This window comes from Streptomyces sp. NRRL S-118, from assembly GCF_000716335.1.
GTDB lineage: Bacteria > Actinomycetota > Actinomycetes > Streptomycetales > Streptomycetaceae > Streptomyces.
The window spans coordinates 154,337-180,074 of sequence record NZ_KL591010.1; the positions used below are offsets into that span (position 1 = coordinate 154,337).

The 25,738-nt window shown below is 74.8% G+C and carries 20 protein-coding genes and 1 pseudogene; 2 read left to right on the plus strand and 19 right to left on the minus strand.

What is annotated here, in order from left to right:
- Nucleotides 1-439: 439 nt before the first annotated feature.
- From IH00_RS0119025 to IH00_RS0119075, 11 genes are all read right to left on the minus strand, one after another.
- A complete protein-coding gene (locus IH00_RS0119025) occupies nt 440-2,575 on the minus strand; it encodes a xanthine dehydrogenase family protein molybdopterin-binding subunit (protein ID WP_031075150.1) in 2,136 nt (711 codons plus the stop codon).
- Nucleotides 2,575-3,606, minus strand: coding sequence for an FAD binding domain-containing protein (locus IH00_RS0119030; RefSeq protein WP_052411490.1), 1,032 nt, complete (start codon nt 3,604-3,606; stop codon nt 2,575-2,577). Before IH00_RS0119030 ends, IH00_RS0119025 begins: the two co-directional genes overlap by 1 nt.
- Before the next feature lie 29 nt (nt 3,607-3,635).
- Complete coding sequence (locus IH00_RS0119035) at nt 3,636-4,217, minus strand: 2Fe-2S iron-sulfur cluster-binding protein (RefSeq protein WP_031075153.1); 582 nt, start codon at nt 4,215-4,217, stop codon at nt 3,636-3,638.
- Nucleotides 4,217-4,702, minus strand: a complete 486-nt coding sequence (locus IH00_RS0119040) for a DUF5709 domain-containing protein (protein ID WP_031075155.1) — start codon at nt 4,700-4,702, stop codon at nt 4,217-4,219. Before IH00_RS0119040 ends, IH00_RS0119035 begins: the two co-directional genes overlap by 1 nt.
- A gap of 127 nt (nt 4,703-4,829) precedes the next feature.
- A complete protein-coding gene (locus tag IH00_RS43390) occupies nt 4,830-5,000 on the minus strand; it encodes a hypothetical protein (protein ID WP_199819775.1) in 171 nt (56 codons plus the stop codon).
- A gap of 108 nt (nt 5,001-5,108) precedes the next feature.
- Entirely contained in the window at nt 5,109-6,209 is a 1,101-nt protein-coding gene (locus tag IH00_RS0119050) for a glutamate--cysteine ligase 2 (protein ID WP_158827864.1), read from the minus strand.
- A gap of 180 nt (nt 6,210-6,389) precedes the next feature.
- Complete coding sequence (locus IH00_RS0119055; protein ID WP_031075159.1) at nt 6,390-7,526, minus strand: XdhC family protein; 1,137 nt, start codon at nt 7,524-7,526, stop codon at nt 6,390-6,392.
- 42 nt (nt 7,527-7,568) lie between these two features.
- Nucleotides 7,569-9,011, minus strand: coding sequence for an NCS2 family permease (locus tag IH00_RS0119060; protein WP_031075161.1), 1,443 nt, complete (start codon nt 9,009-9,011; stop codon nt 7,569-7,571).
- Between the two features lie 255 nt (nt 9,012-9,266).
- Nucleotides 9,267-11,675: a xanthine dehydrogenase subunit D gene (gene pucD / locus IH00_RS0119065; RefSeq protein WP_031075163.1), complete on the minus strand. Its 2,409-nt coding sequence runs from the start codon at nt 11,673-11,675 to the stop codon at nt 9,267-9,269.
- A complete protein-coding gene (locus IH00_RS0119070) occupies nt 11,675-12,283 on the minus strand; it encodes a (2Fe-2S)-binding protein (RefSeq protein ID WP_031075165.1) in 609 nt (202 codons plus the stop codon). The genes pucD and IH00_RS0119070 overlap by 1 nt, the downstream gene beginning before the upstream one ends.
- 2 nt (nt 12,284-12,285) lie before the next feature.
- Nucleotides 12,286-13,176 (minus strand): FAD binding domain-containing protein, encoded by an 891-nt coding sequence (locus IH00_RS0119075; RefSeq protein ID WP_031075166.1) that lies wholly within the window; start codon nt 13,174-13,176, stop codon nt 12,286-12,288.
- 341 nt (nt 13,177-13,517) lie between these two features.
- Here IH00_RS0119075 and IH00_RS0119080 point away from each other — a divergent pair, with 341 nt between their 5' ends.
- Together IH00_RS0119080 and IH00_RS0119085 are read left to right on the plus strand one after the other, a co-directional pair.
- The gene (locus tag IH00_RS0119080) at nt 13,518-15,242 is read left to right on the plus strand and encodes a PucR family transcriptional regulator (protein WP_031075167.1); all 1,725 of its coding nucleotides are present in this window, start codon (nt 13,518-13,520) and stop codon (nt 15,240-15,242) included.
- Nucleotides 15,243-15,285: 43 nt separating this feature from the next.
- On the plus strand, nt 15,286-16,116 hold the full coding sequence (locus tag IH00_RS0119085) for a pentapeptide repeat-containing protein (protein WP_031075168.1): 831 nt from the start codon (nt 15,286-15,288) through the stop codon (nt 16,114-16,116).
- Here the strand turns inward: IH00_RS0119085 and IH00_RS0119090 are convergent.
- The 8 genes and pseudogenes from IH00_RS0119090 to IH00_RS0119125 all read right to left on the minus strand — a co-directional run bounded on the left by IH00_RS0119090 (nt 16,088) and on the right by IH00_RS0119125 (nt 25,735).
- Complete coding sequence (locus IH00_RS0119090; protein ID WP_031075169.1) at nt 16,088-17,956, minus strand: ABC transporter ATP-binding protein; 1,869 nt, start codon at nt 17,954-17,956, stop codon at nt 16,088-16,090. The two genes, IH00_RS0119085 and IH00_RS0119090, sit on opposite strands and share 29 nt — an antisense overlap.
- A gap of 119 nt (nt 17,957-18,075) precedes the next feature.
- A complete protein-coding gene (locus IH00_RS0119095; protein WP_031075170.1) occupies nt 18,076-18,519 on the minus strand; it encodes a lasso peptide biosynthesis B2 protein in 444 nt (147 codons plus the stop codon).
- Nucleotides 18,516-18,770 (minus strand): lasso peptide biosynthesis PqqD family chaperone, encoded by a 255-nt coding sequence (locus IH00_RS0119100; protein ID WP_031075172.1) that lies wholly within the window; start codon nt 18,768-18,770, stop codon nt 18,516-18,518. The genes IH00_RS0119095 and IH00_RS0119100 overlap by 4 nt, the downstream gene beginning before the upstream one ends.
- 35 nt (nt 18,771-18,805) lie before the next feature.
- A pseudogene (locus IH00_RS0119105) lies at nt 18,806-20,626 on the minus strand (lasso peptide isopeptide bond-forming cyclase); the annotation flags it as partial.
- A 25-nt stretch (nt 20,627-20,651) separates the two neighbouring features.
- A complete protein-coding gene (locus IH00_RS41970) occupies nt 20,652-20,762 on the minus strand; it encodes a keywimysin-related RiPP (protein WP_107064486.1) in 111 nt (36 codons plus the stop codon).
- Nucleotides 20,763-21,090: 328 nt separating this feature from the next.
- Nucleotides 21,091-22,860, minus strand: a complete 1,770-nt coding sequence (locus IH00_RS0119115; RefSeq protein ID WP_031075175.1) for an ABC transporter ATP-binding protein — start codon at nt 22,858-22,860, stop codon at nt 21,091-21,093.
- Entirely contained in the window at nt 22,857-24,587 is a 1,731-nt protein-coding gene (locus tag IH00_RS0119120; RefSeq protein WP_031075176.1) for an ABC transporter ATP-binding protein/permease, read from the minus strand. Before IH00_RS0119120 ends, IH00_RS0119115 begins: the two co-directional genes overlap by 4 nt.
- A complete protein-coding gene (locus tag IH00_RS0119125) occupies nt 24,584-25,735 on the minus strand; it encodes a nitroreductase family protein (protein WP_031075177.1) in 1,152 nt (383 codons plus the stop codon). The genes IH00_RS0119120 and IH00_RS0119125 overlap by 4 nt, the downstream gene beginning before the upstream one ends.
- Nucleotides 25,736-25,738: the final 3 nt, after the last annotated feature.

The window sequence follows — 25,738 nt, forward strand, 5'->3', positions numbered from 1 at the left end:
TTCCTCTACGCCGACGGGCTGAACAACACCGATTCCCGCATGGCACTCATGAGCGGGAATGATCAATCGGGGGGCGCGGTGGAGCTGCGGGACATCGAGATCTCCCGGACCCTCGCGGAGGAGCTGCGCTTCGGCCGGGCAGCGAGGCGGCTGCACCTGTCCGGGCACGTGTCAGCCAGTCGGCCCGCCGGCAGGAGCGCCGCGCCGGGGCGGTGCGCTGTTCGACCGCGGCACCCGCACCGCGCGTCCAGGCCCTCGTCGGCACCGCCCGCGACCTCGGCGCCCGCCGGCTCGCCGACCACGCCTCCAGGAGTGTCCCCTTCGGCGCACTCGGGGACGCTCCCCGGTGAGCCTGCCCCGGGGAGCGTCCCGGGAGAGCGAGCGTGTCCGGTCGAGGACCTCCGCCCGGCCGTCCCTCGATCGCAACGGAACGTTCGCCCTACGACAACTGGGGCAGCACCCGGTCGGGCGTCAGCGGCAGTTCGCGGAAGCGGACGCCCGTGGCGTGGTGGACGGCGTTGCCGATGGCGGCGGCCGTGCCCACGATGCCGATCTCGCCGATGCCCTTGCTGCCCATGGGGTTGAGGTGGGTGTCCTCCTCCTCGATCCAGTGGGCCTCGACGTCCGGGACGTCGGCGTGGGCCGGCACGTGGTAGGAGGCCAGGTCGCGCTCGGCGAAGTCGCCGAAGGCCGGGTCCACGGCGGAGTGCTCGGTCAGCGCCATGCCGAGCCCCATGGTCATGCCGCCGATGAACTGCGACCGGGCGGTGCGCGGGTTGAGGATCCGGCCGGCGGCGTACACCCCGAGCAGGCGCAGCACCCGCACCTCGCCGGTGGCCGTGTCGACCCGCACCTCGGCGAAGTGGGCGCCGAAGGCGTGCCGGGCGAACGCCGGGGTGCTCCCGGCCTCCTCGGTGGTGTCGGCGGAGGCGGACAGTCCGTCGGCGGGCAGCGGGCCCTGGTGGTCCGTCATCCGCCGCGCCAGGCGCGTGCACGCCTCGTGGACGGCCCAGCCCCAGGACGCGGTGCCCGAGGAGCCGCCGGCGAGCGGGGCGCGCGGCCGCCGGGTGGAGCCGATGCCGATGCGTACGGAGCCGAGGGGGACGCCGAGCGCGTCGGCGGCGATCTGGGCGAGCACCGTGCGGGCGCCGGTGCCGATGTCGGTGGCGTTGACGGCGACGGCGCAGCTCCCGTCGGGCAGGGCGGTGGCCGTGGCGGTGGACGGCGAGATCAGCACCGGGTACGTGGCGGCCGCGACCCCGGTACCGGTGAGGACCTGCTCCTTGGGGCCGGGGCGGCGGGCGGCGGGGCGCGGGTCCCGGTCGTGCCAGCCGAAGCGCCGGGCGCCCTCGCGCAGGCACTCGACGAGGTGGCGGCTGGAGAAGGGCAGGCCGCTGTCCGGCTCGGTGGCGGGCTCGTTGCGTATGCGCAGCTCGACCGGGTCCATGCCGAGTGCGCCGGCCAGCTCGTCCATGGCCGACTCCAGCGCGTACATGCCGGACGCCTCGCCGGGTGCGCGCATCCAGGAGGGGCTCGGCACGTCGAGGCGGACGACCCGGTGGTCGGAGAGGGCGTGCGGCGAGGCGTACATGACGCGGCTGGGGATCCCGGCCTGTTCGACGAACTCCTTGATCCGGGACGTCTGGGTGGTGACCTCGTGGGCGACGGCGGTGAGGGTGCCGTCGCGTTCGGCGGCCAGCCGGACGCGCTGGATGGTGGGGGCGCGGTGGCCGACGACGGTCGCCAGGTCCTTGCGGGGCAGTGCCAGCTTCACCGGCCGGCCGGTGTGGCGGGCGGCCATGGCGGCGAGGACGACGTGGGGCCGGGGCGTGCCCTTGGCGCCGAAGCCGCCGCCGACGTGCTCGGAGACCACGGTGACCCGGTCCTCGGGGAGCCGGAACATGTGGGCGAGGACGGAGCGGACCGGGCCGGCGCCCTGGCTGGAGTCGTAGACGGTGAGGTGGTCGGCGCTCCCGGTGCCGTCCCAGCGGGCGTAGGCGGCGTGCGGCTCCATGGGGTGGTTGTGCAGCGGCGGGATCCGGTAGGTGACGTCGACCCCGACCGGGGCGGCGGCGAAGGCCTCGTCGACGTCGCCGCGCGCCCGGCGGGCGGGGAACCCGCCGTTGGCCTCGTCCGGCGTGTAGGCCGCCGGGTGGTCCTCGGTGAGCGTCACGTCGTGCGGTTCGGTCGCGTAGCCGACGCGGACGGCGGCCGCGGTGGCCCGGGCGGCCTCCAGGGTGTCGGCGACGGCGAGGGCGACGTACCAGCCGCGGTGCGGTACGGCGTCGTCCTGGAGGACGGCGAGGACGGGGTCGTCGGGTGCGGCGAGCCGCGGTGCCGTCCAGGGGGTGAGGACGGCGAGGGCGCCGGGGGTGGCGAGGGCGTCCCCGGTGTCGACGGCGGTGACCCGGCCGCGGGCGACAGTGGCGGGGACGGGCCAGGCGTAGGCGCAGTCGGGCGGGGTGTGGGCGAGTTCGGTGGCGTACCGGGCGGTACCGGTGACCTTGTCGCGGCCTTCGAGGCGCTCGGCGGGGGCGCCGAGCGCGGGCGCGGCGGCGGTCGCGGTGGGGCGCATCACGGCTCCAGGTCGGGTCGGCGGTCGGCGGGCGGGGCGGGTGCGGCCCGCCCGGCGAGTTCGGCGAGGACGCGGCGGGCGAGGTTGCGGGCGAGCGGCACCTTGAAGGCGTTGTCCCGCAGGGGCTGTGCCTGGCCGAGCTCCGCGTCGACCGCGCGGGCGATGTTCGCGGGGTTCGGCGGGTGGCCGAGCAGTGCGGTCTCGGCGAGGCGCGCGCGCCAGGGGCGGTGGGCGAGGCCGCCGAAGGCGAGCCCGGCGTGGCGTACCGCCCCGTGGTCGTCCAGGTCGAGGACGGCGGCCACGGAGGCGAGGGCGAAGGCGTACGAGGCGCGGTCGCGGGCCTTCAGGTACGCGGAGGGCAGGCCGGCCGTCGATCCCGGGAGGACGACGGCGGTGATGAGCTCGCCGGGCCGCAGGACGGTGTCCTGCTCGGGGTGGTCGCCCGGCAGCCGGTGGAAGGAGGCGGCCGGGACGGTCCGGTCGCCGTCGGGGCCGTGCAGCTCGACGCCGGCGTCGAGGGCGGCGAGGGCGACGGCCATGTCGGAGGGGTGGGTGGCGATGCAGTGCGCCGAGTGGCCGAGGACGGCGTGGTCGCGGTGGTGGCCCTCGCGGGCGCCGCAACCGGTGCCGGGTTCGCGCTTGTTGCAGGGCTTGGAGGTGTCCTGGAAGTACGGGCACCGGGTGCGCTGGAGCAGGTTGCCGCCGGTGGTGGCGATGTTGCGCAGCTGCCCGGAGGCGCCGGCGAGCAGCGCCTGCGACAGGGCGGGGTGGCGGGCCCGTACCAGCGGGTGGGCGGCCAGGTCGCTGTTGCGCACGGTGGCCCCGATGCGCAGCCCGCCGTCGGAAAGCTCCTCGACGGTGTCGAGCGGGAGCCGGCTGACGTCCACGAGGGTGTCGGGCGCCTCGACCCCGTGTTTCATCAGGTCGACGAGGTTGGTCCCGCCGGCGAGATAGCGGGCGCCGGGGCGGCCGGCGTGGGCGGCGGTCGCCTCGTCGATGCTGGCGGCACGTACGTACGCGTAGGGCTTCACCGGATCACGTCCTCGTCTCACGTCCTGCCTCACTGCGTGCGCGACACGTCCTCGACGGCGGCGACGATGTTCGGGTACGCGCCGCAGCGGCACAGGTTGCCGCTCAGCCGTTCGCGTATCTCGGCCGCCGTGAGCCGCACAGGGCCCTGCGCGGGCGGTGCGGCGGGATCGGTCGCGTACGAGGGGTGCCCGGCCGCGGCCTCGTCGAGGACGCCGACGGCCGAGCAGAGCTGGCCGGGGGTGCAGTAGCCGCACTGGAAGGCGTCCCGGTCCAGGAAGGCGCGCTGGAGCGGGTGCAGCGCGTCGCCGTCATCGGCGTCGCCGGCCAGCCCCTCGACGGTGGTGACGGCGGCGCCGTCCTGGGCGACGGCGAGCAGCAGGCAGCCGTTGGCGCGCCGCCCGTCGACGAGGACGGTGCACGAACCGCACTGGCCGTGGTCGCAGCCCTTCTTGGCGCCGGTCAGGCCGAGGCGCTCGCGCAGGACGTCCAGGAGGGTGGCGCGGTGGTCGACGGCGAGGGTGTGCGGGGTGCCGTTGACCGTGAGCGTGATGCGCGAGTGGGTGGGCGCGGGGGGATGCCCGTGCGCCGCCGCCGGCTGCTCGGCGCCCATCAGAGGGCCTCGTCGCCCTCGTCGGGGACGGTGTGCATGGCGGCCTCCTCGGCGGAGGCCGCGGCGCCTGCGATGCCGACGTCGAAGGCGACGGCGTCCTTCTCGCTGTCCTCGTGGGCGCCTTCGTCGGGCGCGACGAGGCGCCCGGAGCGGTCGCGGCCGACCTGGTCGTCGAAAGGCTCGCCGTCCCCGCCGGGCAGGTCGCCGATGCCGTTGGGGAGGTTGTCGGGATCCTCGGTCTCCAGGGCGGGGTCCGGCATCTCCTCGTCGAGCCGCTGATCGAGGCTCTCGCGCTCGTTCTGCTCGCGGGCCGTGGTGCCGGTGTGGTCGACGGCCAGCGGACGCTCGGGCGGGGACCAGCCCTCGTCGTACGGATCGGCCTCGCGGTCCGACAGGGTGTCCTCGGGGTCGAGGATGCCCGTGTCCTCCCGGTCCTCGGCGACGGGCTGGTAGACCTCGTCACCCATCGAGTTCTCGGTTCCCATGGCGTGGCTCCCGTGTGCGTCTCGTCCGGCCGGTGTGCCGTGCTGTACGCCTGATCGCGTATCCAGCCTGGATCAAGTCACACATCCCGGCATTCCGGACGCCGCTCCCTCGGGCCGGCCCGGGATGTCAGGAGACCTCCGGGTCCCACCCGGTGGAGAAGGTGTCCCAGCGCAGCATCCGGTCGGCCTGCCGGTGCGTGAGGTCGGCGAGCTTTCTGGCCTCGTTCAGCACGTCTCCGTGCTCCTCGACGAGCTGGTCGTATATCGGCGAGCCGGAACCGGCGGGGCGCGTGCTCATCTGGGCGGGTCTCCTCGGAAACGGGGACGGTCGGCGCGCCGGGGCGGCGCCCGGCCCGGGCCGCCTGCCCGGAGAACCGCCGATCATGCGCGGGCGCGGAGTGACCTGTCACGCACTTCGCTGGGTGCGGCGCACGCACTCGGCGACGACGCCCCGCAGGCTCCCGGTGCGGTGCAGCAGCCGCCTCTGGACGCGGGCGCCGTTGCCGTGGCTGAGGAGCTCGGCGATGCCCTTGCGGGCGTACGGGAGGTCGCCGTTCTCCTCCAGCGCGTCCTCGAGGTGCGACAGCAGCGTGTACACGACCCGTTCCGCGGGGACGGGCCGCATGGTCACGGGGTGCAGCAGTTCGCCGTCGAGACCGGAGCGGCTGGCCCGCCAGGAGGCGGCGCGCAGCAGGCCGACGGTGTGCCGGGCGGGAGGTATCCCCTCGCGCCACTCGCGGGCGGCGGTGTCGACCAAGGCGCGGGTGAGGGTGGCGATGAGGACGGTGGTGGACGCCTCCAGGCAGACGTCCGCGGCCCGGACCTCGACGGTCGGGTACCTGCGCGACAGCCGGGCGTCGAAGTACACCATGCCTTCGTCATGCAGCACGCCGGTGCCGATGAGGTCCCCGACCAGCTGGTGGTAGTGGTCGGCGGAGCCGAAGAGCTCGACCGGGCCGGTCGACGGCCACCGGCCCCAGACGCGGTTGCGGTAGCTGCTGTACCCGCTGTCGTGCCCTTGCCAGAAGGGCGAGTTGGCGCTCAGTGCGAGCAGCACGGACAGCCAGGGCCGGATGCGGTCCAGGACGGCCACGCCCTCCTCGTCGGACTCCACCGACACATGGACGTGACAGCCGCAGGTGAGCTGCTCCTGGGCGGTGAGGCCGTAGTGCTCCTGGATCCAGCGGTAGCGCTTGCCCTCGGTGAAGGCGGGGCCGGCGGGCAGCGGCGAGGTCGCGAGCGCCGCGACGGCACCGCCGGCGCCGGCCGCGTGCCGGGCCGCCTCCGCCCGCCAGCGCTCGATCTCGGCGCCCAGCTCCCCCATGCCGGACTGCGGGTGCGTGGCGAACTCCAGCTGCTGCCCCTGGAGCTCCTTCTGGAAGGCGTGTCCGCGGCCTTCGCGGCTTTCCCTGGCGGCGAGGGCCAGCACGGCGGTGGACAGGGCGCAGGGCTCTCCGCTCTGCGGATCCACCAGCAGGAGTTCCTCTTCGACTCCGACAGTGCGCAACGGAAACCACCTTTCCATCGCATCCGGCGGGACCGCGCGGGGCGTCCATCATCCCTGCCGGGGCAGGCGCCGCACCGCCCCCCACCGGGATCTGGCGAGTTCCCGGTCGCATCCGGCTTGAACCCGGATACGCGGCCCGGCGCCCCGGGGCCCGGGTACGTGCCCGACGGGGGAGGGCGGTCAGGCGACGGAGCCGATGCGGCCCGCCGGCGCGTTCGGGCCGTCGTGGTGGATGGGGGTGTGGGCGCCGGTGAGGGAGACGCCGCTGCCGCCGCGCCGGTCGGCGACGATCTCCGCGCCGATCGACAGGGCGGTCTCCTCCGGTGTACGGGCGCCGAGGTCCAGGCCGATCGGGGAGTGCAGGCGGGCGAGCTCGAGCTCGGTGACGCCGACGTCGCGCAGCCGCTTGTTGCGGTCCTCGTGGGTGCGGCGGGAGCCCATCGCGCCGACGTACGCGACGGGAAGCCTCAGGGCCCGTTCGAGCAGCGGTACGTCGAACTTGGCGTCGTGGGTGAGGACGCACAGCACGGTGCGGCCGTCCACCCGGGTGCGCGCGAGGTACTCGTGGGGCCATTCGACGACGACCTCGTCCGCCTCGGGGAACCGGGCGGGGGTCGCGAAGACGGGGCGGGCGTCGCAGACGGTGACGTGGTAGCCGAGGAACTTGCCGACCCGTACCAGCGCGGCGGCGAAGTCGATCGCACCGAAGACGATCATGCGGGGGGCGGGGACGCTGGACTCGACCAGCAGGGTCAGCGGCTGCCCGCAGCGCGAGCCGTCCTCGCCGATGACTGCCGTGCCGGTGCGCCCGGCGTCGAGCAGGGCGCGGGCCTCGGCCGCCGCCGTGCGGTCCAGCGCGGGGTGGCCGCCGAGGCTCCCTTCGTACGCTCCGTCGGGGTGGACCAGGAGGGCGTTGCCGAGCAGGCCGGCGGGGCCCTCGATGATCCTGGCGAGGGCCGCCGCCTCCCCTCCGGCGGCGGCCCGCAGGGCGGCGGGGTAGATCCCGCCGCGGACCGGGGTGACGAGGATGTCGATGATGCCGCCGCAGGTCAGACCGACCGCGAAGGCGTCCTCGTCGCTGTATCCGAAGCGCTCCAGGGCGGGTTCGCCGTCCTGGAGCGCCTGCCGGCACAGGTCGTAGACGGCGCCCTCCACACATCCGCCGGAGACCGAGCCGATCACGGTGCCCTCGCTGTCGACGGCGAGCGCGGCGCCCGGCTGCCGGGGCGCGCTGCCGCCGACCGCCACCACGGTGGCGACGGCGAAGTCGCGTCCCTGCTCGACCCACCGGGTGAGTTCCTCGGCGATGTCCAGCATGTCGGCCTCCTTCGAGAAGCTTCAGGTGTGGAAGGGCCCGCGTCAGTGACCGGTACCCGTGGCGAAGTAGAAGATGAACACCGCCGACAGCACCCACATCAGGACGCTCGGCTCGCGCCACTTGCCCTGTGCGGCCTTGATGGCGCAGAACGCGATGACACCGGCGCCGACACCCGTGGTGATGGTGTACGTGAACGGCATCAGCACGACCGTGAGGAACACCGGGACGGCGACGGACCAGTCGGTCCAGTCCACGTGCCGGGCGTTCTGGAGCATCATCGCGCCGATCACGACCAGGGCGGCGGAGGCGACCTGGCCGGGAACCAGCTGGGTGAGCGGGGTGAAGAACAGGCACGCGGCGAAGAAGAGGCCGGTGACCGAGGCCGCCAGGCCCGTACGGGCACCCTCGCCGACGCCGGTGGCGGACTCGATGAAGACGGTCTGGCCGGACGCGCCGGCGCCGCCGCCGATCACACCGCCCGCGCCGTCGATGAACAGCGCCTTGCTCAGGCCCGGCATGCGGCCCTGGGAGTCGGCGAGCTTGGCCTCCTGGCCGACGGCGATGATGGTCGCCATGGCGTCGAAGAAGCCGGCCAGCACCAGGGTGAAGACGATCATGCTGACGGTGGCGTAGCCGAGCTTCTCCCAGCCGCCGAAGTCGACCTGCCCGAGGAGCGAGAAGTCCGGCATGGAGACCGGGCTGCCGTGCAGGACCGGCGCCTTGCCGCCCCACTCGTCCTCGCCGATGAGTCCGGTCGCGGTGGCGACGACGGAGATCACGGTGCCGACGACGATGCCGAGGAGGATGGCTCCGGGGACCCGGCGGGCCTGCAGCATGAAGATCAGCAGGAGCGTGAAGGCGAACAGCGCGACCGGCCAGCCGGTCAGGGAGCCGCCGACCCCGAGGGTGACGGGTCCGCCGCCCTCGCCCTTGCCGACGAAGCCGGCGTTGACGAAGCCGATCATCGCGATGAAGAGGCCGATGCCCATCGTGATGCCGTGCTTCAGTGCCAGCGGGATGGCGTTCATGATGACCTCGCGGACACCGGTGACCACCAGCAGGCAGATCACCGCGCCGTAGATCACGCACATGCCCATGGCCTGCGGCCAGGTCATTTCCGGGGCGACCTGGGTGGAGATGACGCCCGCGACACTCAGGCCCGCCGCCAGGGCGAGCGGAACCTTGCCGATGAAACCCATCGCCAGAGTGGTGACCGCTGCTGCCAGGGCGGTCGCGGTGATCAGCGCGGGCTGGCTCAGCTTGTCGCCGAGCGAGTCCTCACCGCCGAGCAGCAAGGGGTTGAGCAGGAGGATGTAGGCCATCGCCATGAAGGTGGTGATGCCGCCGCGCACTTCACGCGCGACCGTGGATCCTCTGTGGGTTATGTGAAAGTACCGGTCGAGCCAAGACCGTCCGGCGGGGACGCGGGAACCGGGTCCCGCGTCTTCGGCGACGGTCTTCGGCTCCACTGACGACTGGGTCATGGTGCCTACTCCCAAGGTTCAAAGGGGCACCCGCGTGCACGGGGCACAAGCTGCGGGATTTGGGATGGTGCGTTGGCTGCACGACCCGGGGGACGGCCCGAGGCGAACGGGGTGGTGCGGGTACTTCGGTGAGGCGGTGCGGGGGTCGGGGATGTGGGGGTGCTGCGTGGGGGGAACCGCGAGCGGTGCGGTTGCTCCGGGCGGTGCGGGCGCGGAAGTGTGACGTTCCCGGGAGGCACGCACCGCCCGGAGGGCTTACAGGGTGCCGGTGAGGTGCTCGGGGCGTACCGGCGTCTTGTTCAGCTCCAGGCCCGTCGCGTTCCGGATCGCCGCGAGGACGGCCGGGGTGGAGGACAGGGTCGGGGCCTCCCCGATGCCGCGCAGACCGTAGGGCGCGTGGTCATCGGCGAGCTCGAGCACGTCGACCGGGATGGTCGGGGTGTCGAGGATGGTGGGGATCAGGTAGTCGGTGAAGGAGGGGTTGCGCACCTTCGCCGTCTTGGGGTCGACGATGATCTCCTCCATGACCGCCACGCCCAGGCCCTGGGTGGTGCCACCCTGGATCTGGCCGATGACGGACAGCGGGTTGAGGGCCTTGCCGACGTCCTGGGCGCAGGCCAGTTCGATGACCTTCACCAGTCCGAGCTCGGTGTCGACCTCCACCACCGCGCGGTGCGCGGCGAAGGAGTACTGGACGTGGCCGTTGCCCTGTCCGGTCCGCAGGTCGAACGCCTCCGTCGGGCGGTGGCGCCACTCGGCCTCGATCTCGACGGCCTCGTCCTCCAGGACGTCCACGAGGTCGGCGAGGATCTCGCCGCCGTCGGTGACGACCTTGCCGCCCTCGAGCAGCAGCTCGGCGGTGGCCCAGGCGGGGTGGTACGTGCCGAACTTGCGGCGGCCGAGCTCCAGGACCTTCTCGCGGACGAGCTCGCAGGAGTTCTTCACCGCGCCGCCGGTGACGTACGTCTGGCGGGAGGCGGAGGTGGAGCCGGCCGAGCCGACCTGGGTGTCCGCCGGGTGGATGGTCACCTGGGTGACGCCGAGCTCCGTGCGGGCGATCTGGGCGTGGACGGTGATGCCGCCCTGGCCGACCTCCGCCATCGCGGTGTGGACGGTGGCGACCGCCTCACCGTTGATGACCTCCATGCGCACCTTGGCGGTGGAGTAGTCGTCGAAGCCCTCGGAGAAGCCGACGTTCTTGATGCCGACCGCGTAGCCGACGCCGCGGACGACACCCTCGCCGTGCGTGGTGTTGGACAGGCCGCCGGGCAGCGCGCGGACGTCGGCGCCCTCGGTGGACTCCCACTGGCGCTCCGGCGGCAGCGGGCGGGCCTTGACGCGGCGCAGCAGCTCGGCGACCGGGGCGGGCGAGTCGACCGGCTGGCCGGTCGGCATGAGCGTGCCCCGCTCCATGGCGTTGAGCTGGCGGAACTCCACCGGGTCCATGCCGAGCTTCTTCGCGAGCTTGTCCATCTGCGCCTCGTACGCGAAGCACGCCTGGACCGCGCCGAAGCCGCGCATGGCGCCGCAGGGCGGGTTGTTGGTGTAGAGCGCGACGGCCTCGATGTCGACGTCGTCGACGACGTACGGGCCGACGGCGAGCGAGGAGGCGTTGCCGACGACGGCCGGGGAGGCGGAGGCGTAGGCGCCGCCGTCCAGCACGATCCGGCACTTCATGTGCGTGAGCTTGCCGTCCTTGGTGGCGCCGTGCTCGTACCAGAGCTTCGCCGGGTGGCGGTGGACGTGGCCGAAGAAGGACTCGAACCGGTTGTAGACGATCTTGACCGGCTTGCCGGTGCGCAGCGCCAGCAGGCAGGCGTGGATCTGCATCGACAGGTCCTCGCGGCCGCCGAAGGCGCCGCCGACGCCGGAGAGCGTCATGCGGACCTTCTCCTCGGGCAGGCCGAGGACCGGGGCGATCTGGCGGAGGTCGGAGTGCAGCCACTGGGTGGCGACGTACAGGTCGACGCCGCCGTCCTCGGCGGGCACGGCCAGACCGGACTCGGGGCCGAGGAAGGCCTGGTCCTGCATGCCGAAGACGTACTCGCCGGAGACGATGACGTCGGCCTTCCTGGCGGCCTCGTCGGCGTTGCCGCGGATGATCGGCTGGCGGTGCACGATGTTGGGGTGCGGTACGTGACCGGCGTGGTGGTCGTCCCGGCCCGGGTGCAGCAGCGGCGCGTCGGGGGCGGTCGCGGAGGCCTCGTCGGTGACGACGGGCAGCTCCTTGTACTCGACCTTGATCTTGGCGGCGGCGCGGCGCGCGGTCTCCGGGTGGTCGGCGGCGACCAGGGCGACGGGCTCGCCGTGGTGGCGTACCCGGCCGTTGGCGAGGACCGGGGTGTCCTGGATCTCCAGGCCGTAGTTCTTCACCTCGGTGGGCAGGTCCTCGTAGGTCAGGACGGCGTAGACGCCGGCCTGGGCGAGGGCCTCGGAGGTGTCGATGGAGACGATCTCGGCGTGGGCGACGGTGGAGCGCAGGATCTGGCCCCACAGCATGTCCTCGTGCCACATGTCCGAGGAGTAGGCGAACTCGCCGGTGACCTTGAGGGTGCCGTCGGGGCGGAGCGTGGACTCGCCGATGCCGCCCTTGGTGTGGGATCCCTGGGTGACCTTGGTGGGGGTGCCCGCCGGGGCGGACGTGACCCGGGTGTGCTGAGCCATCAGACTGCCTCTCCCTGACGCGCGGCCGCCAGGCGGACCGCGTCGAGGATCTTCTCGTAACCGGTGCAGCGGCAGAGGTTGCCGGAGAGCGCCTCGCGGATGTCCTCGTCGGTCGGCGACGGGTTGCGCTCGAGCATCTCGTCGGCGGCGACCAGGAGGCCGGGGGTGCAGAAGCCGCACTGCACGGCGCCGGCGTCGATGAACGCCTGCTGGATCGGGGAGAGCTCGGTGCCCTCGCCGGTCTGGGAGTCGGTTCCCTTGGCGGACCAGCCCTGCGCGTCCTGCAACGAGGTGCCGGGCCTGCCGTCGGAGGAGCCGCAGGCGCCGGTGCCGCACGCGCCGCTGTGCTCGGCACGCTGCTTGGCGAAGTCGGCGAGGCCCTCGACGGTGACGACCTCGCGGCCCTCGACCTGGCCGGCGGCGACGAGGCAGGAGCAGACCGGGATGCCGTCCAGGCGGACCGTGCAGGAGCCGCACTCGCCCTGCTCGCAGGCGTTCTTGGAGCCGGGCAGGCCCAGGCGCTCACGCAGGACGTACAGGAGGGACTCGCCCTCCCAGACGTCGTCGGCTTCCTGCGGACGTCCGTTGACCGTGAAATTGACGCGCATGGTTATGCAGCTCCTTCAAGGGTGCGGCCGGTGCCGCGGTACTGCTCCCAGGTCCAGCCGAGCGTGCGGCGGGCCATGATGCCGACCGCGTGACGGCGGTACTTGGCGGTGCCTCGTACGTCGTCGATCGGGTTGCAGGCGCCGGAGGCGAGCTCCGCGAACTGCTTGGCGATCGAGGGAGTGATGATCCTGCCGCTGTCCCAGAAGCCGCCCTCCTCGAGCGCGGCGTTCAGGAAGTCTTCGGCCGCCTTCGCCCGTACGGGGGTCGGGGCGGCGGAACCGATGCCGGTGCGGACGGTCCGGGTCTCCGGGTGGAGGGCCAGGCCGAACGCGCAGACCGCGATGACCATGGCATTACGGGTACCCACCTTGGAGTACTGCTGCGGGCCGTCCGCCTTCTTGATGTGGACGGTCTTGATGAGTTCGTCGGCGGCGAGCGCGTTGCGCTTGACGCCCGTGTAGAACTCGTCGATCGGGATGAAGCGGGAGCCGCGCACCGACTCCACCTCCACCTCCGCACCGGCGGCCAGCAGGGCCGGGTGGGCGTCACCGGCCGGGGAGGCGGTGCCCAGGTTGCCGCCGACGCCGCCCCGGTTGCGGATCTGGGGCGAGGCGACGGTGTGGGACGCCAGCGCCAGGCCCGGCAGCTCCGCCCGCAGGTTCTCCATGATCCGCGTGTACGGCACCGAGGCGCCGAGCCGTACGTTCTCCTCACCGACCTCGAACTCGTCGAGCAGCTCGATGCGGTTGAGGTCGAGCAGGTACTCGGGACGCCGGTGGTCGAAGTTGATCTCGACCATGACGTCGGTGCCACCCGCGATGGGCACGGCCGTAGGGTGCTCGGCCTTGGCGGCGAGCGCCTCCTCCCAGCTTGCGGGGCGAAGGAAGTCCATGAGTGGCTCTCTTCTACGTGATCCGGTGGTACGTGATCCGAGTGATCGACGTGGTCCGTGATCTGCGTGATCGGTCGTTCGCTGGGGCACGGGGAACGGCCGGGCCCACGTTCTCGTCTTCATGTTCACGTGCTGTTAACGCGTTGTGGGCCAAGTACACCCAGCGGTGCTCCACCCGGTGCAGTCACCGAAAACATGAAGGAGTTGGCTGGTCGCCCTCCTCGTCTTGTAGATTCGAACGAAAGGCGAGGATCAGTAACCTCTCCGTTTCCCCCCGGAAACGGTGGCCACAGGTCACCGGCCACAACCAGACACCCACGAGGAAGATCGGCGGCGACGAGATGCGGCTGCGCGCACTGCTGGAAACCGACGCGCTGGGGCTGCGGCTGCTCGGCGGCGAGGACGAGCTCGACCGCACGGTCCGCGGCGTGATGACGACGGACCTACGGGACCCCAGCCGGTACCTGTCCGGCGGCGAACTGGTGCTCACCGGCCTGGCCTGGCGGCGCGACTCGGCCGATTCCGAGCCCTTCGTACGGATCCTCGCCTCGGCCGGGGTCGCGGGTCTGGCGGCCGGTGAGGCGGAGCTGGGGGCCATCCCGGACGACCTGGTCCAGGCGTGTTTGCGCCACCGGCTCCCCTTGTTCGCAGTGAACGAATCCGTTGCGTTTGCAACGATTACGGAGCATGTCGTTCGGCAGGTGTCGGGCGAGCGGGCCGGTGACCTCGCGGCTGTTGTGGATCGGCACAGAAGGCTCATGACCTCCGGCCCCGCGGGCGGCGGTCCCGAGGTCGTCCTGGACCTTCTCGGCTCCGACCTGGACCTCCGCGCCTGGGTGCTCTCGCCGACCGGACGGCAGATCGCCGGCGCGGGCGCGCCGCTGCCCGCCGAGGTCGCCGCCACCCTGGCGGGTGAACACCTCGCCGCGACCCGCACCGGCCGGCGCGGCCCGCACCGTGCGCAGGTGCGCAACACGACGTACTCCCTCTTCCCGATCCGTAACACCGGGCGCGGCGCCGCGCCCGCCGCCCGGGACGTGCGCGAGACCGTCCTGTCGGACTGGCTGCTGGCCGTGGAGGCCGACGCCGGCGACTGGCCGGCCGCCCGCCTCGACCTGCTGCAGGGCGTCACCCAGCTGATCGCCGTCGAGCGCGACCGGCGGGACGCCGCGCGCACGGTGCGGCGGCGGCTCGCCCAGGAGGTCCTGGAGCTGGTCCAGACGGGCGCCGCGCCCGCCGAGATCGCGGCGCGCCTGCGGGTGGCCGCACCGGTGCTGCTGCCCGGGCTGGGGACGGCGCCGCACTGGCAGGTCGTGGTGGCGCGCGTCGACTGGGGCGAGGAGGGCGCCCCCGCGGGCAAGGGCCCGGGCGCCGAGCCCGGGCAGGTCGCCCAGTCACTGCTGGAGGAGATCCTCGTCGACCCGGCGGCCTCCGGCCCCGACTCGGCCGACCGGATCGCGGTCGCCCACACCGGGGACGAGGCGATCGCCCTGGTGCCGCTGCCCGTGGTGCCGGGCGCGGACGGCGACGCCGACGAGGAGGGCGCCGCGCCGCAGGACACCGGCGGACCGGGGCTGCACGCCGACGCGCTGCTCGCCACCGTGCGGGAGCCGCTGTCGGCCGGCCTCGCGGACGACGGGCGGCTGACGCTGGGCGTGAGCGCCGCGGTGCACTCGGCCGAGGGGCTGCGCGGCGCGCTGGAGGAGGCGCGGCACGCCCGGCGCGTGGCGGCGGCGCGGCCGGGCCGGGTGTGCGCGGCGGGGCACCACGAGCTGGCCTCGCACGTCCTGCTGCTGCCGTTCGTGCCGGACGACGTGCGGCGGGCGTTCACCGCCCGGCTGCTGGACCCGCTGCGGGACTACGACCGGCGGCACCGCGCGGAGCTCATCCCCACCCTGGAGGCGTTCCTGGACTCCGACGGCTCGTGGACGCGGTGCGCCACCCGGCTGCACCTGCACGTGAACACGCTGCGCTACCGGGTGGGCCGCATCGAGCAGCTGACGGGGCGTGACCTGTCCCGCCTGGAGGACAAGCTCGACTTCTTCCTCGCCCTCCGCATGTCCTGACGATTTGTCACAACCACCGATCGAAAGCGATACCCGGAACGTGATGTCCGAACAAGGGGACGCCCTGGGAGCCCTGCGCGGCGACTGCGCCAACTGCTTCGGCCTGTGCTGCGTCGCGCTGCCCTTCGCCGCCTCGGCGGACTTCGCCGTCGACAAGCCCGCCGGCACGCCCTGCACGAACCTGGCCGACGACTTCCGCTGCGGCATCCACGCGCGGCTGCGGGACCGGGGCTTCACCGGCTGCACGGTCTACGACTGCTTCGGGGCCGGGCAGAAGGTCTCCCAGGTCACCTTCGGCGGCCGGGACTGGCGCCAGGAGCCGGGCAGCGCGCGGCAGATGTTCGCGGCCTTCCCCGTCGTGCGGGCGCTGCACGAGCTGCTCGCGTACCTGACCGAGGCGCTGACGCTGGAGCCCGCGCGGTCCCTGCACGGGGAGATACGCCGCGTCCTGGCCGAGACCGAGGAGCTGACGTTCCTCTCCCCCGGCGAGCTGGGCGCCCTGGACCTGGACGCCCGCCGCCGGGTCGTCGGCGACCTGCTGCAGCGGGCGGGCGAGCTCGCGCGGGCGGGCATCCCCGGCGCGACGGGCCGGAAGAAGAACCGCCGGGGCGCCGACCTCATGGGGGCCCGTCTCGGCGGCGCCGACCTGCGCGGCGCGTCCCTGCGCGGCGCCTGCCTCATCGCGGCCGACCTGACCGGCGCCGACCTGCGGCGGGCCGACCTGCTCGGCGCGGACCTGCGCGACGCGCAGCTCGCGGGCACCGACCTCACCGGTGCGCTGTTCCTCACGCAGCCGCAGCTCAACGCGGCGCGGGGCGACGCCCGCACGACGGTTCCGGCCCGGTTCACCCGGCCGGCGCACTGGGCGTCCTGACAGGGGTGCCCTGCGCGCCGCCGTCCGCCGTCCGCAGCATCTGGGCCGCCGCCAGCCGGCGGTAGGCGGGGCTGCTCGCCAGCAGCTCCTCGTGGTCCCCGGAGGCGACCGCGCGGCCCTCGTCCAGCACGACGATCCGGTCGGCGTGCTGGACCGTGGAGAGCCGGTGCGCGATCACCAGCAGCGCGCACTCCCGCGCCACGTCGCGCATGACGGTGGTGAGCGCGGCCTCGTTGAGCGCGTCCAGGTGCGACGTGGGTTCGTCGAGCAGCAGCAGCGCCGGCCGGGCCAGCAGGGCGCGGGCCAGCGCGATCCGCTGCCGCTCGCCGCCCGACAGGGTGCCGCCGCGGTCGCCGAGCATTCCGGACAGGCCGCCGGGCAGCCGCCGTACGACGTCCTCCAGGCGGGCCAGTTCGACCACGCGCCGCACCTCGGCGTCGGAGGCGTCGGGAACCGCGTAGGTGATGTTGTCACGCAGGGTGCCATGGACGACATGGGCGTCCTGGTCGACGACGGCGATCCGGGCGCGGCACTCGGCGCGGGTCAGCCCGGTGGCGGGCCGCCCGTCGAACAGCAGCATGCCGGCGTCGGGTTCGTAGAACCGGGCCGTCAGCGCGAAGACGGTGCTCTTGCCCGCGCCGGACCGGCCCACCAGGGCGACCTGCCGGCGGTGCGGGACGGTGAGGGTGACACCGCGCAGCACGGGCCGGTCGGGGTCGTACCCGAACCGGACGTCCCGCAGGGCCAGGACGGGGGCGTGCCGGTCCGGCAGCGGTGACGGCGGCGGTGTGCGCGGTGCCGTCGTGCACCGGGGCGCGACCGCCGACTCGGGCGGTTCCGGTGGTTCCGGTGGTTCCGCGGGCAGGGCCATCGCCTCGGCGATGCGCTGGTGGGCGCCCATACCCCGCTGGATGAGCCCGATCGCCCGGAACACCGACGCGAGCGGCAGCGCCAGGTACGAGGCGTACAGCAGGAACGCGACGAGGTCGCCGAGCGAGTGGGAGCTGGCGTTCACCCGCAGGCCGCCGATGACCAGGACGACGAGGAAGGAGCCCTGGACGGCCAGCTCGACGGCCGGGCTCATCACGGACGCCAGCTTCGCGGTCCGTACGCCGGCGTCGTACGCGGTGTCCACCCGCTCCCCGATGCGCCGCGCCTCGCGCTCCTCGGCCCGGTGCACGCGCACCATCGGCAGGGCGCCGAGCGCCCGTTCCAGGTCCGCGGCGATCGCGCCGACCGCGTTCTGCATGCGCGTCGAGGCGGCGCGGATGCCCCGCAGCAGCGACGCGACGACCGCGGAGGCGAGGGCCACCGTCACCGCGACGAGCAGCAGCAGGAGGGGGTCCAGCCAGAGCATGAGCACGACCGCGCCGGCGGCCACCAGCGCCCCGGTCACCACGTCGACCAGGGCCTGGGACACGACCTCCCGCAGCAGGGTGGTGTCCGCGGTCACCCGGGCGATCAGGTCGCCGCCACGGTGGCGGTCGTACTCGCGCATCTCCAGCCGCAGCAGCCGTGCCACCAGGCTGTGGCGCAACTGCCGGACCACGCCCTCGCCCATCCGCTCCAGGACGAACCGGCCCACCGCGCCGGTCGCCGCCTCCGCCACGAACAGCACCGCCAGGAGCGACAGCGGCACCCAGAAGGCCGGTCCGCCGGCCCCGCCGGCGTCCACGACCAGCCGGGCGACGAGCGGCTGGGCGAGGCCCAGCCCCGAGCCGGCCAGCGTCAGGACCGCGGCGAAAGCCATGGACACCCGGTGCCCGGCGGTGAGCCGGTACAGGGTGACGACCGCGGCCCGGGTGGAGCCCTTCGCACCCGGCCCCGGCGGGCCGGTCACCGGGCCGGCGGCACCGGTGGCGGGCGCGTCCGGGGCGGGCTCCGTCTTCGGGGGCGGCTCCGCCGTCTGGGCACCTGTCGCGGGCGCCGGCGCCCGCTCGCCCCTCCGCCTCCCGCCGGTCACCGGCCCGGCGGGCGGCTCGGGTCCGCCGGCCCCACCACGAGCAGCCGTACGAAGTAGTCATCGGGCATGGGCTCGCCCACGGGGCGCCCTTCCGCCTCGATCCAGGCGTGGGCGTTGAAGGGAGGAACGGCACTCGGACCCGTGCACCACGTGGCCCAGGTGCCCGACAGCCGGCACAGCAGCACGGCGCCCAGGGAACGGGGCAGGCAGCCGCGGGGTCCGGCGCAGCGCAGGCTCACGGCGCACAGGGCGTCGCGGGCGGCTCGGGCCTGCGCGGCGGTGGCGGGCCGGGCGCCGCGCCGCGCCCGCTCCAGGACCGCGCGGATGCGGTGCGGCGGCAGCGCCGACAGCAGGACGGCGGGGCCCAGGACCAGCCGGGCGGCCAGCCGGCGGGTGAAGGGCACACCGGTGGGGATGTCCAGGGCGCTCGGTGTGGTCATGCGGCCAGCCCCGAGGTGCGCAGGTCCGCCACGAGGGCGGCGACGTCCTCCTCGGCCCGGGCCCGGTCGATGTCGTACTCCGCGACCAGCGCGTCGGCCGCGTCCACTTCGTCGCCGCCCGCCATGAGGACGCCGACGATCAGGGTCCCGGCGGGGTTGAGCTCCCAGTACTCCCCGCTGCGCTGGTCCAGGAGGACCGTGCCGTATCCGGTTTCGGCGGTGGAGACGTCGGCGCCGAAGCGCAGTGCCATGGTGAGTTCCCTTCGGTTGCGGGGGCCGCCCGGAGCGCGAGGCCGCGGAGCCACACCTCGCAGGCGATCGTCGAGTAGAGGATGGCGTCGCCGAGCCCGGGCGTGGCCGGCCGCTGGGCGAGGCGGCGCAGCACCTCGCCGTCCACCAGGCCGAGCCGTTCGAGGTGCGAGTCCTCCCACAGGGCCCGCAGGTCGGCGCGGTGCTCGCGCAGTCCGTCGGCCGCGTCCATCGCGGCCGCGGCCTTGTCGGTGCGGCGCAGGCAGGCGTCGGGGACGATCCCGCGCATGGCGGCGGACAGGAGCGGCTTGTACGCCCAGGGGGTGACCCGCTCCTCGGGACGGACCGCGAGGCATGCCTCGATGACCCGGTCGTCGAGGAACGGCGAGGCCATCGGGACGCCCGCCCGGGCCGCCATCCGGTCCCACTGCCGGATGATGCGCGTGCAGGAGCGGATCTGGTCCAGGTCGATGTGCAGGCCGCGGTCCGGGTGGAGCGGCGCCGCCCGGCCGGCGGCCTCGCGCAGGGCCCGCCGCGCCAGGCGGGCCGCCTCGGGCGTCATCCACTCGAAGAGCCGTGGTGGTACGCCCCAGCCGAGACCGGTGGTCACCGAGTCGGGCAGCGGGTCGGACAGCCGACGGCTCGCGTCGCCGAGCCAGGCCGGGTAGGTGCGGGAGTCGGCCAGGGCGCGCAGCGTGCCGCCGAGCGGCCACTGCCACAGCGCCCGGAAGCCGCGCAGCTGACGCAGCGCGAACAGCGGCCGCCGGCGCGCCAGTCGGTGGTAGTAGGCCTCGGAGCACCAGGCCACGTGGTCGCCGCCGATGCCGGTCAGGTGCACCCGGCTGCCCCGCTCGGCCATGGCGGGCAGGTGGTGCAGGACGCGCGCGCGGTCCATGACGCCGATGGTGGGTTCGTCGAGCAGGTCGTCGATGGCGAGCAGGTCGGTGTAGACGAGGGGCGAGGCGTGGGCGTCCCACACCTGGTGCTCGACGTCGGGCAGGAATCCGGCGGCCTGCTTGGCCCAGTGCAGGTCGCTGTCGGCGGGGTCGCGCCCGGGCCAGGTGTTCGCCACCACCCGGGCGGGTGAGCGGTCGGCGAGGAAGCAGATGGTGGTGGAGTCCAGGCCGCCGGACAGGTCGCAGCTGACCACGCCTCCCTGCCCCGTGCGGGCGTCCACGGCGTCGGTGAGGGCCTCCCGGACCCGTGGTGCGCCGGCTGCGAGCGTCCGGGTCGGTCGCGGGGGCGTCCACCAGCGGGAGTGGCGTACGGTGCGTCCGTCCGGGGCGACGACGAGGGCGTCCTGCGGGGATACGGCGGTGACGCCCCGCCACATGGGCTCCTCGCCGAGCGGGTGCGGGACGGGCCAGAGCAGCCGGACGGCGAGCTGTTCCACGTCGGGGTCGCGGCCGAGCGCCGCGGCGAGCACGTCGGCGCGGGTGGCGGCCACCTGCACGTCGTCGATCCGGGCGTGGAAGACCAGCCGCAGGCCGGAGGCGGTCCCCTGTACCCGCAGCCGCCCGTCGAGGGCGGCCATCAGGTGGAAGCTGCCGGGGAGCGTACGGGCCAGGGCATCGAGCTGCGTGATGTCCCGCAGCCGGGCGGCGTGCCGGCGCAGTGCGTCCGCGTCGAGCGGGCAGCAGCCGATGACGGCGAGGGCCGCGGAGCCCGCCCGGGCGGTGACCATCTCGTCGTCATGCCAGTGGCCGACGAGCCAGGGGCGTCCCGAGGGGTGCGGCAGCGTGCGCGTACCGGGGCGGGCGAAGAACCGGGCCACGGCGGCCGCGGCGTCGTGGTCGGGAAAGACCGCGACATGCGCGTCGCCGGGGCCCGGGCCCGCACTTTCGTGCGCTTCAGTCATGAGGCCGAAGGTTCGCCGACGACCGTCAGTTCTTGCTCAGGATGAGACGGTCGTTGCCGTGGAATGCGAGGAGTCCGGTCTTCTTGCGGAACGAACCCCGCCGGATGAGCGTCGGCGCTTCGTAGGCCTTCTTCATGACAGCTCCTTCTGATCGGTTCACCACCCGCCCCGCAATGGCGGGCGGCCTGGCATCGAAGGTAGCCGCAGGTCAGGGCCGCCCCACAAGGGTCATCCGTTTCTCGCATTGTACGAATTATTAAGAAAACCTGGCGCTTTGCGGGGTGGCGCATTCTTCGGCGGAACCAGTCATTCTGCCTACAAAAAGCAGGCACACATGATGGGGAAACGTTTCCACATGCGCCTGTCCGATGGCAGGGAGCAATGCGTCGGGGGAGCGCATTTCTCGGAACAGGGTGGCCGCCCGCGCACGCCATTCTTCCCGCGCGCCCCCGAAACGTACACAGTCACCTCGTGAGCACCCGCGTGAACGCCCCCTCCGTGGCCGCCAGTTCCTCCCACGTCCCGGTCTGCGCGATCCGGCCGTCCTCCAGGACCGCGATCCGGTCCGCCCGGCGCACCGTGGCCGGCCGGTGGGCGATCACCACCGTCGTACGGCCCCGTGACGCGGCCGCCAGCGCCGCCGACAGCTCCGCGTCCCCCGCCGTGTCCAGGTGGGCCGTCGTCTCGTCGAGGACCAGGATCCGCGGATTCGTCAGCAGCGCACGCGCCAGGGCCACCCGGGAGCGCTGGCCGCCCGACAGGGTCGCGCCGCGCTCCCCCACCACGGTGCCGTAGCCGTCCGGCAGCGCCTCGGCGATCCGGTCGACGCCGCAGACGCGGGCGGCGTCGCGCAGTTCCTCGTCGGTCGCATCCGGCCGGGCCAGGCACAGGTTGTCGGCGAGCGTGCCGTGGAAGAGCGGCGCGTCCTGGCCGACGACCGCCACGGTGCGGCGCAGCTCCTCCTCCGCCAGATCGCGCACGTCGACGGGCGTGCCGTACGCCCCGACCAGCTCGACCGCGCCCTGCACCGGGTCCCAGAAGCGGGCCAGCAGGTGCGCGCACGTGGACTTGCCGGACCCCGAGGCGCCCACCAGGGCGAGCGTTTCCCCCGCGCGGACCGTCAGGTCCAGGCCGTCGAGCACCGGCGCGCCGCCGTAGTCGAAGCGCACGCCCCGCATCCGGACGCCCAGGGGCCCGGCCGGCGCGGGGCGGGGCGCGGCGGGGGCGGGCGCACCCGCCCGGGCCCGGATCGCCGCGCCGACGCGGGAGGCGGCCGCGCGCAGTCCACCCGCCTGGCCCAGCGCCGCGGCCGAGTCGGCGACCGGCGCGAGGACGCCGAGCGCCAGGGCCATCGCGGCGGGCGTCCACGCACCGCCGGCCGCAGCCGCGGCCGCGGCGACCGCCACCACCCCCACGACCGCCGCCACCACGAACAGGTCGCGCACCGCGGCCGCGCCCGCCTCCCAGGCGTGCTCCGCCCGTTGCGCCTCGCCCAGCCGGTCGCCGTGCTCCCGCAGCCGGGCGCGGCGCCGCTCCAGCGCTCCGGACGCCAGCAGTTCCCGCAGCCCGTCGACCGTCTCGACCGCCTCGGCCGACAGCTCGGCGGCGGCCCGGCGCGTGCGGGCGCCGCGCACCGCCCGCCCCCGCCCGTCCAGCAGCGGCGCGAGGAGCAGCAGTCCGGCGGCGAGGGCGACCGGGACCGTCAGCCAGGGGTCGACCACCGCGAGGACCGCCGTACCGCCGGCGAGGACGACGGCGGAGGCGAGGAGTTGCGCGACCGCGTGGGCGTAGAAGAACTCCAGGGCCTCCACGTCCGCCAGCGCCGCCGCCGCGAGGTCGCCGCTGCGACGCCCGGCGACGCGGGCGGGCGCGCTGCGGGCCAGCCCGTCGAAGACCCGCACCCGTAGCTCGGCCAGCACCCGGTACGCCAGGTCGTGCGACAGGTCCATCTCCCGCCACGTCGCCAGCGAGCGCAGCAGGACGAGGGCGACGAGCGCCGTGACGGTGGCGGCGCCCGGGGCGGTGCCCGACAGGACCGCGGTGCCCACGGTGTGGGCGGCGAGCGTCACCAGCGCGACCAGCGCGGCCTGGTCGGCGAACGCCGCGCCGAAGGTCCGTACGGTCATGGCCCGGTGAGCGCCGAGCACCGGCAGCAGGGCGCGCAGGGCGCCGCGCTCGGGGCCGGCGGCCGGGTGGCCGGGCGGCGGGGTGTCCGGGCGGGTGGTCGTGGTCACGCTGCCTCCTCGTGGGTGTGCCCGGCGGCGACCAGCCGCGCGTACAGGGCGCTCCGGGCGAGCAGGCCCGTGTGCGTGCCGGCGGCCTCGACCCGGCCGTCGTCCAGGACCACGATCCGGTCGGCTTCCCGTACCGAGGCGAGGCGGTGGGCGACGACGAGGCAGGTGCGGCCGCGGGCGGCTCGGAGCAGTTCGCGGCCGATGCGGGCCTCGCGCCGTTCGTCGACCGCGCTCGTCGCCTCGTCCAGGACGAGGACGGGTGCGTCGGCGAGGAGCGCGCGGGCGAGGGCGAGGCGCTGGCGCTGTCCGCCGGACAGGGTGGCGCCGCGCTCGCCGACCTCGGTGGCGTAGCCGCCCGGCAGCCGCAGGATCTCCTCGTGGATGCCGGCGGCCCGCGCCGCGGCGTACAGCTCCTCGTCGGTCGCCGCGGGGCGGGCGAGCCGGAGGTTGTCGGCGACGGAGGCGTGGAAGAGGTACGTCTCCTGGGACACGACCGCGATGCCGCTCCGCAGCGCGGCGAGGGCGAAGCGGCCGTGGTCCGTGCCGTCGAGGGTGACGCGCCCGCCGTCCGGGTCCCACTGGCGCAGCAGGAGCGCGAGGAGGGTCGACTTGCCGGCGCCGGACGGGCCGACGACGGCGGTCGTACGGCCCGCCGCGGCGGTGAACGTGACCCCGCGCAGGGCGGGCCGGGCGGCGCCCGGATAGGTGAAGCGCACGTCCTCGAAGCGGATCTCCGGGGAGCGGGCCGGCATCGGCGCGGTGCCTTCGTCGCGGACCGCGGGCCGTGCCGTGCGCAGGGCGGCGATGCCGTCAGCGGCCGAGACGCCGAGGTAGCCCGCGTGCCACTCGCGCGACAGGTCCCGGACCGGGCGGAAGCACTCCGACGCCAGCATGAGGAGCAGGTAGGTGCCGGTCGCCGCGGTCCGGCCGGACGCGGCCGAGGCGCATGCGACCAGCGCGGCGGCGACCGTGCCGCCCTGGACGGCGAGGTCCGTGATGCCGGTGTCGACGAGGGACACGCGCAGCTTGGCGACGGTGGCGCGGTGCAGGGCCGCCGAACGCGCCTCCAGGCGGGCACGGGTGCGCGCGACCGCCCCGGCGGCCCGGAGCGCCGGCATGCCCTGGAGCGCCTCCAGGTAGTCGGCCGCGAGTGCCTCGTACGAGCCCCAGTGCTCCTGGCCCCGCCGGGCCAGCAGCGCGTCCCACCAGCGGGGCGCGAGGAGCGCCAGCAGGAGCGCGGGGGCGAGGACGAGGAGGGCGCGGGGCTCGACGAGGGCGACGGCCGCCAGGAGGAGCGGCGGCAGCGCACAGGTGATCAGGAACTGCGGGAGGTAGCGGGAGACGTAGGCGTCCACGCCCTCGACGCCGTCGACCAGCGTGGCACGGACCGCTCCGGCCCGGGTGTCCGCGGAGCGGGCCGGCCCGAGGGCGCCGAGGCGTTCGAGGAGGGCGTCGCGCAGACCGGTCCGGACCCGCGCCCCGGCGCGGACGGCGAGCGCGCGCTGACGCCGGCTCAGTACGGCGCGGACGGCGACGGCCGCGAGGACCCCGGCCAGCAGGGCCGGGAGGCCGGACGTCTCGCCGCGGGCGGTGCGGGCCAGCGCGAGGGCGAGGAGCACGGCCTGGGCGAGGTGCGTGACGGCCACGGCACCGAGCAGCGCGGTGGCCCCGAGGAGGGGGCGGCGCGCGGTCCTGGCGGCGCGCAGCAGCTCCGGGTGGAGCATCATGGCCGGTCGGTCCCTTCTGTGCGGGGGGTGGCGCGGGTACGGAGGCCCAGCGCGAGGGCGTGGACGGGGTGCGGCGGACCGCCGGGTCCGTGCTGCCAGGAGCCGACGGGCCGCGAGGCGAGCCCGAGCCCGGTGGCGACGGCCTGGGCCAGTCCCACCGCGTAGCCGGCGCGCACATGGGCGTGGCGGATCCGGGCGGGCGGTGCGTCGTCGGGGCAGCCGTGCGCGAGCAGCAGGGCCCCCGCGTCCGCGAGCCAGCCCTGCCCGGCGGCCCGGGCGGCGAGCGGCGCGAGGGCGGCGGGGGTGGTCAGCACCTCCCAGGGGAGCGGTGCCGCCCGGCGTGCCGCCGCCAGGACCGTGTGCAGCGCGGCCGGTCGCGGTGTGCCGTGCAGCGGCGGTCCGGCGCTGCGGCGGGAGCGCAGCGCGGCGTCGGTCAGGACGGGTGCCGCGGTCGGGTGCCAGGCGGTGGCGGTCCCGGGCAGGGCGCCGAGGAGCCGCCACGCCTCGACGAGGACGTCCGGCGGTGTGTGGGGCGTGGGGGCCGGCGGCGGCGCCGGGGCGTACACCGACCAGCGTTCCAGCGCGTCGGGCGGACCGGGTGTCAGGCGTACGGCGGCGAGGGCGTGTTCGGGTTCGGCGCCGCGCCAGTCGGCCGGGAGTCCCGCGGCCGCGGCGAGGAGCGCGGGCTCGGCGTCCGGGCACCACTCCGGAGCCCCCGCGAGGGCGAGCGCCGCGGCCGCGTGACCGGTGTCCAGGAGCAGCAGCGGCCAGGCCCGATGGCCGTAGTGCGACACGGTGCGCCGCGCCGTGACGGTCAGGACCGCGACCGCTCCCGGCGGGGCCCCGGCGGGAGCGGTGGCGCGCAGGCGCAGGCGGTGGCGCACGGGGTCGTACGCGTACCGGCCGGGCGGCAGCGTGTGGTCCGGGCCGAGGAGCAGGTGGGCGTTGACCGGGTGGAGCGCGCCCGCGGACGCGGCGGGGCGCAGCCGGACGCCGGCGAGGGACAGCCGCAGGAGCCGGTCCAGGCGCGGCGGGACGGGACGGGGCTCGCCCGGCCACGGGGTGACCTGACGGCCCGCCGGGATGTCGGGGCCGGGCGGCCGGGGGGAGCGGGCGCGGGCGAGCGCGGTGGGGAGCAAGGTCGTCATGGG

Bases quoted from the DNA above. Each gene is read 5' to 3' on its own strand.
- IH00_RS0119025 (WP_031075150.1), bottom strand. From the start codon at position 2,575: ATGCGCCCCACCGCGACCGCCGCCGCGCCCGCGCTCGGCGCCCCCGCC.
- IH00_RS0119035 (WP_031075153.1), bottom strand. From the start codon at position 4,217: ATGGGCGCCGAGCAGCCGGCGGCGGCGCACGGGCATCCCCCCGCGCCC.
- IH00_RS0119040 (WP_031075155.1), bottom strand. From the start codon at position 4,702: ATGGGAACCGAGAACTCGATGGGTGACGAGGTCTACCAGCCCGTCGCC.
- IH00_RS43390 (WP_199819775.1), bottom strand. From the start codon at position 5,000: ATGAGCACGCGCCCCGCCGGTTCCGGCTCGCCGATATACGACCAGCTC.
- IH00_RS0119055 (WP_031075159.1), bottom strand. From the start codon at position 7,526: ATGCTGGACATCGCCGAGGAACTCACCCGGTGGGTCGAGCAGGGACGC.
- IH00_RS0119060 (WP_031075161.1), bottom strand. From the start codon at position 9,011: ATGACCCAGTCGTCAGTGGAGCCGAAGACCGTCGCCGAAGACGCGGGA.
- pucD (WP_031075163.1), bottom strand. From the start codon at position 11,675: ATGGCTCAGCACACCCGGGTCACGTCCGCCCCGGCGGGCACCCCCACC.
- IH00_RS0119070 (WP_031075165.1), bottom strand. From the start codon at position 12,283: ATGCGCGTCAATTTCACGGTCAACGGACGTCCGCAGGAAGCCGACGAC.
- IH00_RS0119075 (WP_031075166.1), bottom strand. From the start codon at position 13,176: ATGGACTTCCTTCGCCCCGCAAGCTGGGAGGAGGCGCTCGCCGCCAAG.
- IH00_RS0119080 (WP_031075167.1), top strand. From the start codon at position 13,518: ATGCGGCTGCGCGCACTGCTGGAAACCGACGCGCTGGGGCTGCGGCTG.
- IH00_RS0119085 (WP_031075168.1), top strand. From the start codon at position 15,286: ATGTCCGAACAAGGGGACGCCCTGGGAGCCCTGCGCGGCGACTGCGCC.
- IH00_RS0119095 (WP_031075170.1), bottom strand. From the start codon at position 18,519: ATGACCACACCGAGCGCCCTGGACATCCCCACCGGTGTGCCCTTCACC.
- IH00_RS0119100 (WP_031075172.1), bottom strand. From the start codon at position 18,770: ATGGCACTGCGCTTCGGCGCCGACGTCTCCACCGCCGAAACCGGATAC.
- IH00_RS41970 (WP_107064486.1), bottom strand. From the start codon at position 20,762: ATGAAGAAGGCCTACGAAGCGCCGACGCTCATCCGGCGGGGTTCGTTC.
- IH00_RS0119120 (WP_031075176.1), bottom strand. From the start codon at position 24,587: ATGATGCTCCACCCGGAGCTGCTGCGCGCCGCCAGGACCGCGCGCCGC.
- IH00_RS0119125 (WP_031075177.1), bottom strand. From the start codon at position 25,735: ATGACGACCTTGCTCCCCACCGCGCTCGCCCGCGCCCGCTCCCCCCGG.